Genomic DNA, 12848 nt, shown 5'->3' on the forward strand with positions numbered 1-12848 from the left:
TTGGAAGATGAACCTGTTCCCCAGATGCCGGATAATTCTGGGGATGAAGGTGTATTGTCAGGCGATTCCATAGGCGAAGAGATTATGGAGAATCCCGAAGAATCTGAAGAGGGAGAGGAGAGTGATAGCTCCATAGGGGATATGGGAGAAGATGGCAGCGGAGAAACGCAAGATCAGAGCGGTTTGATTATCTCTGCCATTGAAATCCTGAATGATGGGCAAATCGGCGGGATAGAGACTACATCGATAGGAGGAGTGTCAGAGACGGTTGCGCAGAATGGCAATGATGAGGCAGATGAGTCGATTGTCATTGAGTTGACCGATGGGACATTTGCCTTGCGGGCAGCCACCGGACAGCCTAATCCAAGCTTTACAGTATATTATTATGCGAAGCTGGAGGTGCTTAATGAAAAAGGCGCTGCGAATAAACTAATAGTAATTGATACGTCCAATGGTGGGAAGAACGAGGGTGGGAAACTCCCTATAAATGGAAGTAAAACGGAATTGCCCTCAAAAAGCATTCCGATTAAGGCAGACGGAAACATTAATACAAAAATAGCTCTGACACAGGTATATAAAAGCAGACCCTATACCTACTACAAAGCGCCGACGATTAACTACTTTAATGCATTGATTGAGAATGGAAGTTATACGTTGGCAGAAGTTTGGGTGAACAGAAAAGAAAAGGTAAGTGAAGATGGCAGTAAGACTTGGTGGAATTGGACGAATGATGCAGCCAACATAGAAAAGTATCAGTATGGTTCTGATTTGCATTTTACCAACCGGAAAGAAGCGGCTACAGCGACACCAGGTGGAAATAGTGGGTATGTATACATTAGTTCGGATGCCAAAATCAGACTGGTCTATAATGTGACAAATGACAATAAGAATTTCAGTGCTTCGTTTTATGATTATGATATTAGTAGCAGTACGACAACAAAGAACGGTGTTACTACAATGAAAACGGAGAAGGGAGGTATTAATGCAGCAACGCTTGTAGGGGAGGGCATACAGTATGCTTTCGGAAATGTGAACTGCGGTACTAGCTTTGGAGGAGCGACGTGGCAGGGTAACAGTTTGAATAAGCACAATCCCAATAATACGGATCCAGATGGTAAAAAAGGCCGCAATTGGGTTGGTTATGGTTGTACTTTTGGCTTAGTTACAGGAGTGAGTGCAGATCGAAGTAATGTTGTATTTGCGTCTGGTATAAAAGCGCCTGCAAATCTATTTGGGCCAACGGCATATGAAGGCAAGTCTGTATATGACGGGGGTCTGGAGTTTATACGTAAAGGTGATACGTATACGTTAACCACTGCCAGGGTGACGGGGGCTAGTACCGTAAGTAATTTACAGAAGTTTAACCAGCCGTCTCCATGTAACGGGAAAGTGCACGATACGATTTGGACAAATAATTTTTGGCCTATGGACGCAGCTTCGCAGACGAGGAAAGACATTAACTTTGGGGTGGTAACGGGATTGAATGCTAATAACTACCCTGTGGGAAATGGAAAGCAGAAGTTTGACGGCGCTACGTCAGGAGATTTACCAGTCAGTGATGACGGAAAAAATCACAACAGCTTTTTTGGTATGTCTTATCAGGTGGGATTCAAGCTGACAGAGGATTATGTTGGCCCACTAGAGTACTATTTCTTCGGTGATGATGACATGTGGGTATTCCTGGATGATCAATTGGTCTGCGATATTGGCGGTGTCCATTCATCAGTGGGTGAATATGTGAATTTATGGGATTACCTGGAAAAGGGAAGTTCCGGAGAACATACACTGAGCTTCTTTTACACAGAGCGAGGTGCTTCAGGCTCCACTTGCTGGATGCAGTTCACTTTGCCGTCCGCTACTACCATAGAGCCACCAAAGAAAGATTATGGTGAGCTTAAAGTTGAGAAGACTGTGGATAATATTGACACAGATAAAGAATTTACGTTTCATATCCAGCTCACAGACGCGCAGGGAAAGCCATTGGCTGATAATTATTCTTATGCCAAGTACCAGAAAGGAGTGAACGGAGCGGCAGATGAACTTGTAGAGGGGACCGAAGAGGATCAATACGGGCTGGTTCTTCATGGGGGGAGCGACTTTACGTTGAAACATAATCAATATATCATAATCCGCTATATACCTGTAGGCACGAAATATACGATTAAAGAGACTGGCGGATTCTATGATACAGATATTGAAAGAGACGACAATGGTAATAAAGTAACAAAGGATAAATTGGTGGGTGAAGCGGAAAGAGAGATAGGCGGTCAAATCCAGGACGGAGTACAGAGCGTAGTGAAGTATAGAAATTATGCTTATGCACTTCCCGAAACCGGCGGATCAGGCACAATCCTATATACAATGGCAGGCGGCATGGCTTTTCTGTTTGGCGCAGGCTTTCTGTATAAAAAGAAATTCAGAGAAAGGAGGGGATGAGGGGGAGATATCCTCTGGAATCTGAAAAAGGAACAGTAAATTTGTGGGAGCTTACCCACATGGCTTCAGACAAGTAAAAATAGGGAAGGAGATTAAAGTTATGAAGCGTATGAAAAAGATAGTCAGCATATTGCTGGCGATGGCTATGGTTGTTGGAATGAGCCTGACTGTATTTGCTGCGGATAATAACCAGCATACGATTACAGTTACTCAGAACCAGAACGATAAAACAAGCCACACCTATGAGGCTTACCAAATTTTTAAGGGTGACCTTGCCGAAGTGACGGAGGGAGAGGGTGAAGATGCGGTTACACGTAAGGTACTCTCCAATATCGAATGGGGTTCTGGCGTGAATGGAGATGCGCTGTTGGCTGCGTTAAAAAAAGATTCCGCATTTAACATTGTGGGAGAAGGCGATGATAAGACAAATGCATTCGTCAAATGCACCACAGCTAGACAAGTTGCGGAAGTACTGAGCGGCAGTGCATTTGGAAGTAGCACTGTCCAGAATTCCACGTTGACAGACGCATTTGCTAGGGTAGTGGAAAATAACCTGACCCAAACTGTAGCAGGTACCGCAAGTAACACGGATGAGGAGGGGAATGTCAGCAGTGCTCCGATTGAAATCAGCGTGACAGGCTCTGGTTATTATCTGGTTAAAGATAAGAATGAGAGCGTAGCGGAAGGTGGTGCATACAGCAGATTCATGCTGGAGGTAGTTGGTGATGCAGCTGCAACCGTAAAATCTGAGGTTCCCAGTGGTGACAAGAAGGTTTATATTAATGGCACAGAGGCTGGTGATGCCAACAATGCGTCCATCGGTTCCCATGTATCCTATGAGATTACCAGCCAGGTTCCGAACCATGTAGGTTATAATTACTACTACTTCATCATGAATGATAGGTTGAGCGAAGGACTGACATTTGATGGAGTTGGGAGTATTGCGGTTAAGGTTGGAAACAAGATATTAGTAAAGGACACAGATTATTATGTCTATACCCACGAGCATGAAGCGGGCTGCTACGTAGATGGCGAGCTGACGTGTACAGAATATACTTTCCGCCTTGCATTTGCCAATATCATGGATTATGAAGTTGGCGCAAACATTGTTGTAACCTATTCCGCAACAATAAACGATAAGGCAATCGTTGGAACGACTGGTAACCCCAACACCTGGAACCTGCAGTATTCCAACAATCCGGATGACACATTTGACGGGGAGCGTACCGATGGAGAAAATACACCTGGTCTGCCTAAGGACGAAGATAGTGAAGCTTTAGGCCAGACTCCGGACGAGAAGACCCTGACCTATGTTACCGAACTGGATATCACCAAGTATGCAAACTCTGTTGCAGAAGACCATCTGTTGGCAGGTGCTGAGTTCACTTTGACAGGTACTTCCAAACAGGTTGTCCTGAATACAGTAGATTACTATGAAGCATCTGAGAAAGGAACTTACTATCTGCTGCTTGACGGAACCTATACAGAGACCGCTCCTACAGGAACTAGTTATGTAGAGATTGGTGTTGGTACAGCACAAACTACAACAGGTTATATTAAAAATGAAGATGGAACCTATAGTGTCCCGCAGAATAAGGCGGATTATATAGGCAAAACTCTTTACAAGCTTGTTAAGGGCACAGCCAATGACTATGCTGATGTAAACACAAAATACGAGAAGAAGACAGCAACAAATACTACCTATGTAGATGCTGATGTCTCCATTGAAATGACGACTGGCAAAGATGGCAAGATTTCCTTCAAAGATCTTGGCGCAGGTGAATATACCTTGACAGAGACCGTGACACCGGAAGGATTCAATACGCTTGAGCCTATTACTATTGTAATCAGCTTCAGAGGTCCCGAAGTGGTAAATACAGGTGATGAACCCGGCTTCTGGGGAATGACATGGAATGGCGAGTCTGTAACTCCTAACGATAATGGAATTTTCGCTCAGGATGTAATCAACCAGTCCGGTTCCCTCCTTCCTTCCACCGGTGGCATCGGTACCACAATCTTCTACGTAGTAGGCGGTATCCTGGTAATCGGAGCAGGCATCCTGCTGGTTGCCAAGAAACGCATGAGCAATCGCTAATCTGGATTGCTGCGGTACTTAAGCACATTTGAACAGCAACAAACCCCGGGGACGGAAACCCCGCCCCCGGGGATGCCGCACTTAACTGACACCTTCACGCGGTGTGCGGCGAGCAACGGATTCGACATGATCACATGCCGATCCGGCCGACGTCAGTAAGCAGCCGGGAGCTGCCGTATCAACTCAGAGTGGGGAAACCTATGAAGAAAAAAGAGGCCGAGAAAAAGAAGGGGAAGAAGAAAAGAAAAGGCCCTTCGATTTCGACAATCATATTATTCATTATACTGCTGGTAGGCGTAGGAATCCTGTTGTATCCGTCCATCAGCGACTGGTGGAATTCCATGCACGCCACAAAGGCGATTGCGGGATATGTGACGGCAGTGGAAGACCTGTCCGCGCAGGAGAGGGAGGATGCCATCAAGGCGGCCCAGGCCTACAACACCAAGCTTCTGAACGGTGTGGATTTCGACCTGACCGAGGAGGAATATGCCGAGTATGAGAAGATGTTGGACATCGGCGGCACGGGAATCATGGGATATGTGCAGATATCGGCCATCGGTGTGAACCTTCCGGTTTACCACAGCGTGGACGAGAGCGTGCTGCAGATTGCGGTGGGGCATATACCGGGCTCATCCCTTCCTGTGGGCGGGGAGCGGACACATTCCGTGCTGTCCGGCCACAGGGGATTGCCCAGCGCCAAGCTGTTCTCGGATCTGGACCGGATGGTGGAGGGCGATATCTTCACATTGAACGTTATGGGCCAGACCATCACATACATGGTGGATCAGATTCGCATCGTCCTGCCGGAGGAGACAGACGAGCTTGCCATACAGCCCGGAAGGGACTACTGCACATTGGTCACCTGTACCCCCTACGGCGTCAACACCCACCGGATGCTGGTGCGGGGCAAGCGCATAGAGAATATCGCCGGTGAAGTGGTGGTAGTGGCGGAGGCGGTGCGGATTCCGAATTACGTGGTGATTCCCGCAGTGGGGATTCCCCTTCTGTTCGTGACGCTGGTCACTGCCCTGATCGTCAGCAGCGTCAAGGGTCCCAGGAAGAGCAAGAAAGAGATTCTGGAGGAACTCCGCAGGAACGGCTCCGAAGAGGGAAATCTGGAAGAAAAAGAATAGAACCGGAAAACAGTGGCCGTCCACCCCATGCCGGAATCCGGCGCCGGGCTGGCTGTCACGGAACGAATAATAGGAGGAGACTGCTCATGAAAAAAAGATGGATATATCTGCTGACTGCGCTGACCCTGGCCGTCGGTATGTGCATCGCAGAGCCGATGGCGGGCATCGCGGCGCCTCTTGAGGCGGATGACGAGGGGTTCGTGGCCGGAAGCTGTTCCCTGACCGTCTATCCGGAGGATCCCCATAAGGAAGGGGCGGACAGCTTCGGGGAGGATCTTGCAGGGGCGGACGTGGTGGTGGATCTGTACCAGGTGGCCCGGGCCGTGAAGACATCGGGACAGGATACCTATCATTACGAGCTGACCGGGGAATACGCCTCGCTGAAGCTTCCGGACAGCCCGGAGGAGGGCGCGCAGCCCGCGGCGAGCTGGGAGGAGACGGCCCAGCAGGCGGCCGCCATCGCCCTGGACGCGGCTTCCCCCTGCACCCCTGTGAGCGGCAGCGGAGAGTCTGCGGGCACAAAGGTGGGCAACCTGGCGCCGGGCCTGTACCTGCTGGTGGCCAGGGGCAGGAACCTGACGGAGTTGGCGGACTATAAGATAGAGATAGAGCAGACGGATTCCCTGACCCAGGAGGAGTCCAAGCGGATCGCCACCATAGCCAATTCCCAGCAGTACACATACGCGTTCCTCCCCCAGTTGGTTTCCCTGCCTACCAAGGAGGCGGACGCAAACGGCGTCATCAACACGGCGAATCCGGGGGACTGGATTTTTGAAGCATCCGTGAACCTGAAGCCGGAGCGGCTGGACCGCTACGGCTCCCTGGAGATCGTCAAGACCCTTTCCGAGTACGAGACCATGGGGGGCGTCCAGGAATCCGCCACTTTCGTCTTCGAGGTCACGGGCATGCTGGACGACCAGGTGGTCTACAGCAACGTGGAGAGCATCACCTTCACGGCGGCTGGGCAGGAGAGGGTGGTGCTGGACAGGATTCCGGCCATGGCCCAGGTCACGGTCCGGGAGGTGTACAGCGGCTCCAGCTATCAGCTCACCGTGCCGGGAGACCGGACGGCCACGATAGCGGCGGACGATGTGGTGTCCGTGGAGTTCGAGAACGAGTACGATGGCCGTAGGACCAATGGCCATGGAATCAAGAACCAGTTTGTATACGATGAGGAGGCTGGGGCGTGGCACTGGTATTCCAGCCCGGCACAGGAAGCCGCCGGGAACCAGGGCGAGCCGCCTGCAGGGAACTGAGAGTAGATGTATGGCCCAATGCGGAACTGGAAGCAGCATGAGACTGTACAGTATTATGCTGGTACTGTAGAGTGTCATGCGGGACTGGAATAAGGAGAAGAAGATGAAGAGAAGGAGATTTTATCCTGGAGCCCTTGCTCTGGCGGCCCTGACGGCAGTGGCCTTTGCCGGAATCGGTGAGGCCTGGTCCTATTTTACCACCTATGCGGAGGCGGCAGGCGGCTATACCATCCAGCTGGGGGACAGGACGGAGATCACGGAGGAGTTCACGGACTGGACGAAGCATGTGGTGATTGAAAATGTGGAGAGTTCGGAGCCGGTGTACATCCGCGCCAGAGCGTTCTGCGGGAGCCAGTACACGCTTGTCTACTCCGGCGAGGGCTGGACCCAGGGCAGCGACGGGTACTATTATTACGGAAATATAGTAAACGGCGGCGCAAGCACGGGACGGCTGGATATCAGGATCGAGAACATCCCGGCGGATCCGGAGGAGATGGAGCGCTTCAATGTGGTGGTCATCTATGAGAGCACGCCGGTGAAGTATCATGAGGACGGAAGCCCCTACACGGTGGAGGAGACCGACTGGAGCGAGCTTCTGGATACCGGCAGCACCGTCAGCGGCGGTACGGAAGGAGGGGGCCAGGCATGAAGCAGAAGAAGCAGAAAAAGCGTTTGAGGGCGGCATCGCCCATCGTCACCGTGGCGCTGTTCGTGGTGGCAGTGGCCATGCTCCTGGGCGGCTCCATCGGGGGCACCAGGGCTGCGCTGACCTATTATTCCGAGACTTATACTTCCCGGATTCAGATGTACGACATCGGCGTCTCTCTGGTGGAGAACGACAAGGAAATATCCTGGCGGGACTACAGCAGCGCCGGGGACGGGACCTGGAACGAGCATACGGGGGTGCTGCTGGAGAGCATGCTCCCCGAGGGCGAGAAGCTGACCCTGGGGAAGAAGTACAGGGAAGAGCTGAAGGTCCGCAATACCGGGACCATCAACCAATATGTCCGTGTCAATATATACAAATACTGGCTGGATGCCAATGGCGTGAAGATGCGCGACCTTTCTCCGGACCTGATCGACCTGAACCTGGTGAACCTGGGGACGGACTGGATCGAGGATGAGGGGGCCAGGACCAAAGAGCGCACTGTCCTGTATTACAACAAGCTCCTGTACGCCCAGGGGCAGGGGACTTCCGAGACGCCCCTGTTCGCGGACTCTCTCGTCATCGACGACAGCATCGCGAAGAAGGTGTCCCAGGAGACGCAGACCAATGGAAACTATACGACGATCGTCACCACCTACGACTATGACGGCGTGTCTTTCCGGGTGGAGGTAGAGGTGGACGCCGTGCAGGAGCACAATGCCGAGGACGCTGTATGGAGCGCCTGGGGCAAACGGATTTCCGTGGGCGAAGACGGTATCTTGAGCCTGGTGGAATAGGGGGGTGGAACGCATGAAGAACAAGAAAATCTGGACGGGGCTGTTGTCCTGTCTGACGGCCCTTGCCATGTCGCTGCCGGTCCATGCGGAGACCTTCTATGGAGACGATAGCTGGAGCGTGGTGTTCAACGCCGAGAAGCAGATGGTCAGCTCCTTCAGCACCGCGGACATCAACGACGTGGTGGGAGGCATGCAGCCCGGGGACAATGTGATCGTCACCCTGAGGCTGAAGAACGAGAATCCCACGGCCACGGACTGGTACATGCAGAACGAGGTCCTGTACTCCCTGGAGGACAGGAGCGCCAACAGCCAGACTGGCGGCGGCGCGTATACCTATCGGCTCACTTATACGGATCATACCGGAGCGGTGCAGACCCTGTTCGACAGCGACACGGTAGGCGGCGAGAACGGGACCACCGTGGAGGAGACGCTGGAAGGCCTCCATGGAGCCACCAGCGCGCTGAAGGATTTCTTCTATCTGGATACCGTGAACAATGGAGAGGGCGGCATCATCACCCTGGAGGTGGCGCTGGACGGCGAGACCCAAGGAAACAGCTACCAGGATACCCTGGCGGATCTCCAGATGAACTTCGCGGTGGAGCTGCGGGACGACCTGCCCACACAGCCTACGCCCAACCAGCCGGGGAACCCGCCCACCCCTGTGGACGACACGCAGCCCACGCCCGAACCGGGCAGGAGGACCGACGTAGTGCGCACCAGCGATGAGAGCCAGCTGCCTTTGCTGGCGGCCATCAGCGGCGTCACGGGGCTGATGCTTCTGGGCTACTGCATCTATTGTTTCAGAGAGCATAAAAAGAAGAAGGGGGAGTAGACGGATGAAGACGCTGAAGAGGATATTGTATACCGCGCTGTGCCTGTGTCTGCTGCTCACCACGGCCCTTCCGGCATCCGCCAGGGAGGAGGAATATACCTATACGGTCCGCTTCTTCGCGGGGAAGCAGGGCACCTTCCAGAACGGGGAGATCATGCTGGTGGAAAAGGAGCTCCATTACGGGGACCGCATCAATTTCTACTACAATGCCGTGAACCTGCATGACAACAGCAAGTATTATATCCGGGGCATCCGGGAGAGCGGGAAGGACAACAGCGACAGCTTCCAGACCTCCTCTTTCGTGGTCACCGGGGACATGGACTATGTGATAGCATACGGGATCCTGGGGGACGCCACTTCCTACACCATCAATTATGTGGACACGGAGGGGAACACCCTGGCGCCCAGCGAGACGTATTACGGAAACGTAGGCGACCGCCCTGTGGTAGCGTATATCTACATCGAGGGATGGACGCCCCAGGCCTACAATATGACCCAGACCCTGAAGAAGGATCCGGCGGAGAATGTGTTCACCTTCGTGTACACCAGGACGGAGCAGCCGGCTGCACCCCAGCCTCCTGCCCCGGCCCCCGGGGAGCCTACGCCCGCTCCGGAGCCGGAGCCCGTGCCTCCTACCCCCCAGGCCCCTGAGAACCCGGGCATCGTGGTGATACCCAATGACGACACCCCTCTGGGGGGCGGGCCGGGCGGAGCCGATGCGGACAATCCGGACGCTCCCGGGCCTGATGGTGACGGCTTGAATCCCGTAGGGGAGGACGACGAGAATATTCCCGATGACGATACCCCCCTGGGGAGGCCCGATGAGATTGAGGACCTGGACGAGGATGCCGTGCCTACGAGCAATTTCCTGGGCTCTGACGCCAGGCTGCTGGGCATTCCGGTGCCGGTAATCATCGTGGTGGCCCTGGCCGCTGTAGGCGCCGCATGGTATTTCCTGTTCATGAGGCGGAAGAAGCAAAAGGACAGGGGCGAAGGGGAATCATAAACATATCCACCCGGAAGGGGCAGCCCTTCCGGGAACAGGATTTGGAAGAATAGGAGAATTATGACGACAGAGGATATGGAATCGGTTATAGGTTCTTCCGGCAGAAAGGGTAGGAAATTTTTTCCTGCCCTTTGCAGCGTGTTCGGGACTGTGATCCTGCTGGGAGTGATCGCGGCATTTTTCCCTTTGACAGTGCCGCGGCTTATGGGCTATAATATCTATGAGGTGGTCAGCGGGAGCATGGAGCCGGAGATTCCGGTGGGCAGCGTGATCTATGTCAAGGCAGCGGAGCCGGAGACGGTGGAAGCCGGAGACATCATAGCTTTCGTCCAGAACGGCTCGGTCATCACCCACCGGGTGGAGGAGAACCGGTACGTGGAAGGGGAATTCGTCACCAAGGGGGACGCCAACAGCAAGGAGGACATGGAGCCTGTGAAGTACGGCAGCCTGGAGGGGAAGGTGGTGTACCACTTCCCTGTGCTGGGCAGGATCATGACGCTGGTTTCGGGCAACGTGGGGAAGCTCTACGCGGCGCTGCTGGTGCTGTGCGGCGTCATGTTCCACATGCTGGCCGGGGTGCTGCGGGGGAGGCAGGGCTGACGGAGAGGTATGGATGATGGACTGCTGGCCTGGAGCCTGGATGTCTGCTGTGTGCCTTAGGGCTGAAGGAGGGACATATGGGAAAATGGATCAGAAGGGTTGTGGTGCTGGCAGTGGCGGGGGTGTTCCTGTATTCCATGGCCTCCATCGGAATGACGCTGTACAGATATTATATAAGCGATAAATCATACGACGACACTGCGGAGCAGTTTACGGCGCTGGCTACCGGGGCGGAGGATGCCGCCGGGGGGACGGACGGGGCGGAAGCCGGGGAGAGGGGCTCTGCGCCGGGGAGCGTGGGCACAGAGACCGCACCGATCAGGGTGGACTTCGATGGGCTGCGGGCCGTGAACGGCGACATTGTCGGGTGGATCTACTGCCAGGACACGCCCATCAACTACCCGGTGGTCCGCGGGGAGGACAATGAGTTCTATCTCCACCACGGCTTTGACGGCGCGGACAGCAATTCCGGCGCTATCTTCATGGAGGTACAGAACCGCCCGGGCTTCGCGGATGCCAACACGGTCATCTACGGGCACCACATGAAGAACGGCTCCATGTTCGCCGCGCTTGCGGAATACGCGGATCAGACCTTCTACGAGGAGCATCCGGTGATGTGGCTCCTGACGCCGGAGCAGGACTACAAAATCATAGTATTCAGCGGCTACACCGCGTCCGCTGGCTCGGACACCTACCAGATATTCGAGGGGGCCAGCGGGGAGTTCGACGAGTACCTGGAGACAGTCCAGGGCAGGTCAGATTTTACCGCGGACATGGAGCCGGACGGGGCGGCGAAGTACGTGCTGCTCTCCACCTGCGCCTATGATTTCGAGGACGCCAGGTATGTGATACATGGGATGCTGGTGCCGGTAGGGAGTGCGGCGGGTGTCCCTGGGGAGGCGGGGCAGAGCGCTGCCTCAGGGGACTGAAGGTCCCTAACCGAATGGGGCGATTTCCGGGAAGGTCCCAAACGCGAGTTCTCCTGGCTACAGGCTGGCTTCCATGCACTGCCACAGTGTCTCTTTACTAAGAAACGGACGGCAGACCAAGCTCTCCAGAAATCTGCTGAATTCGTCTTTTAAAAGTATTTCATTATGAAATCCTGCATGATGGCATCCAGTTGTAAATCCTGCTTATGGGATACCATTTTCCGTTTTCGGCCTGGCTTGGCGGACTTGTTCCCATCCCACAAGGCGATTTCCTGGACATCCGCGAAACAGAATGTCTTTTCGATTTTTCTTACAGTCTTTTGAGTCCTTGGGAATAGTATTCCCTTCTCTACGTTGATACCTAAACAATTTTTCAGTCATTTTTGATTCATCTCCCCCTTTCTCAGAACGTTATTTCGGATAAGGGCGGCCCTGAAAAGCAGGCGGCAACTGATTGCATCGAAGATTTTTCAGGTATAACTTGCCCCGGGGAAAAAGTTGTGCTATACTGAATCCATCAGACGGGGCGGCAGCCCCGGAGAGATTCGGCAAGCAGGACATTCGGGCCGCGCCAGGCAGCGCGGGACTATAATTTCTGACATTCTATCATTCAGAACACCCTGCTTAAGACCAACGATTCGACATAGGCAGGGGAAGGGAGCGGGCTCCGGCAGAGGAGGGCCCTCCGGCGCTGTACCGTCATCCGCGCCCCCCTGCGGAAAGGAAGGCCATGGGGGGACCAAACAATGCGCTGAGGGTGTACATGAAGCGCCCGGACAGGATACGCGCGGTACTGGAATACTATCTGAGGGAGGAGCTGCCGGTGGACTGGGAGTGCCGTCAGCGGGACGGGTTCCTGCCGATGCGGGACAGGAAGGGGAGGCTGACGTTCCGGGAGAGGGACTACCTGGGGGAGGCCAGGGCCTGGGGCGTGCGCTTCCTGCTGGGAATAGAGAACCAGCAGACCGTGAACCTGACCTATCCCTGGCGTCTGATGGAGATGGACTGCCTGACTTATGGTAGGGAGATAGAGGCCATACGGGAGGGGAACGAGGAAAGCGGTGCGGGATACGGGCCGGAGGACGACTTCAAATACCGCTTCCGCAAGGGCGACGTGC

General features: G+C 54.1%; 11 protein-coding genes. All 11 read left to right on the forward strand.

From position 1 onward, the window contains the following. On the forward strand, positions 1–2436 hold a 2436-nt coding region (locus Q2B33_RS19830; RefSeq protein ID WP_300914196.1), incomplete at its 5' end, for a fibro-slime domain-containing protein. Positions 2437–2536: 100 nt separating this feature from the next. Next, positions 2537–4531, forward strand: a complete 1995-nt coding sequence (locus Q2B33_RS19835) for an isopeptide-forming domain-containing fimbrial protein (RefSeq protein WP_300564058.1) — start codon at positions 2537–2539, stop codon at positions 4529–4531. A gap of 200 nt (positions 4532–4731) precedes the next feature. Then, positions 4732–5664 carry a class C sortase gene (locus Q2B33_RS19840; RefSeq protein ID WP_300564060.1) on the forward strand — a complete coding sequence of 311 codons (933 nt, stop codon included), beginning with the start codon at positions 4732–4734 and terminating at the stop codon, positions 5662–5664. An 86-nt stretch (positions 5665–5750) separates the two neighbouring features. Next, entirely contained in the window at positions 5751–6920 is a 1170-nt protein-coding gene (locus tag Q2B33_RS19845; RefSeq protein WP_300564062.1) for a DUF5979 domain-containing protein, read from the forward strand. Between the two features lie 103 nt (positions 6921–7023). Next, on the forward strand, positions 7024–7569 hold the full coding sequence (locus Q2B33_RS19850; protein ID WP_300564064.1) for a hypothetical protein: 546 nt from the start codon (positions 7024–7026) through the stop codon (positions 7567–7569). Next, complete coding sequence (locus Q2B33_RS19855) at positions 7566–8363, forward strand: hypothetical protein (protein ID WP_296456124.1); 798 nt, start codon at positions 7566–7568, stop codon at positions 8361–8363. The genes Q2B33_RS19850 and Q2B33_RS19855 overlap by 4 nt, the downstream gene beginning before the upstream one ends. Positions 8364–8376: 13 nt before the next feature. After that, entirely contained in the window at positions 8377–9195 is an 819-nt protein-coding gene (locus Q2B33_RS19860) for a hypothetical protein (protein WP_296456128.1), read from the forward strand. A gap of 4 nt (positions 9196–9199) precedes the next feature. After that, entirely contained in the window at positions 9200–10201 is a 1002-nt protein-coding gene (locus Q2B33_RS19865) for a MucBP domain-containing protein (protein ID WP_300564067.1), read from the forward strand. 138 nt (positions 10202–10339) lie between these two features. After that, a complete protein-coding gene (locus tag Q2B33_RS19870; protein ID WP_300815671.1) occupies positions 10340–10801 on the forward strand; it encodes a signal peptidase I in 462 nt (153 codons plus the stop codon). A 77-nt stretch (positions 10802–10878) separates the two neighbouring features. Continuing rightward, positions 10879–11730 (forward strand): class B sortase, encoded by an 852-nt coding sequence (gene srtB, locus Q2B33_RS19875; protein ID WP_300564071.1) that lies wholly within the window; start codon positions 10879–10881, stop codon positions 11728–11730. 730 nt (positions 11731–12460) lie between these two features. Beyond that, on the forward strand, positions 12461–12848 hold a 388-nt coding region (locus Q2B33_RS19880), incomplete at its 3' end, for a hypothetical protein (RefSeq protein ID WP_300797415.1).

This window comes from uncultured Acetatifactor sp., from assembly GCF_948601915.1.
Lineage (GTDB): Bacteria > Bacillota > Clostridia > Lachnospirales > Lachnospiraceae > Acetatifactor.

What these genes read in the sequence shown, in the direction of transcription:
- Q2B33_RS19865 (WP_300564067.1), top strand. Translation starts at nt 9,200, where the DNA reads ATGAAGACGCTGAAGAGGATATTGTATACCGCGCTGTGCCTGTGTCTG.
- Q2B33_RS19860 (WP_296456128.1), top strand. Translation starts at nt 8,377, where the DNA reads ATGAAGAACAAGAAAATCTGGACGGGGCTGTTGTCCTGTCTGACGGCC.
- Q2B33_RS19835 (WP_300564058.1), top strand. Translation starts at nt 2,537, where the DNA reads ATGAAGCGTATGAAAAAGATAGTCAGCATATTGCTGGCGATGGCTATG.
- srtB (WP_300564071.1), top strand. Translation starts at nt 10,879, where the DNA reads ATGGGAAAATGGATCAGAAGGGTTGTGGTGCTGGCAGTGGCGGGGGTG.
- Q2B33_RS19855 (WP_296456124.1), top strand. Translation starts at nt 7,566, where the DNA reads ATGAAGCAGAAGAAGCAGAAAAAGCGTTTGAGGGCGGCATCGCCCATC.
- Q2B33_RS19845 (WP_300564062.1), top strand. Translation starts at nt 5,751, where the DNA reads ATGAAAAAAAGATGGATATATCTGCTGACTGCGCTGACCCTGGCCGTC.
- Q2B33_RS19850 (WP_300564064.1), top strand. Translation starts at nt 7,024, where the DNA reads ATGAAGAGAAGGAGATTTTATCCTGGAGCCCTTGCTCTGGCGGCCCTG.
- Q2B33_RS19840 (WP_300564060.1), top strand. Translation starts at nt 4,732, where the DNA reads ATGAAGAAAAAAGAGGCCGAGAAAAAGAAGGGGAAGAAGAAAAGAAAA.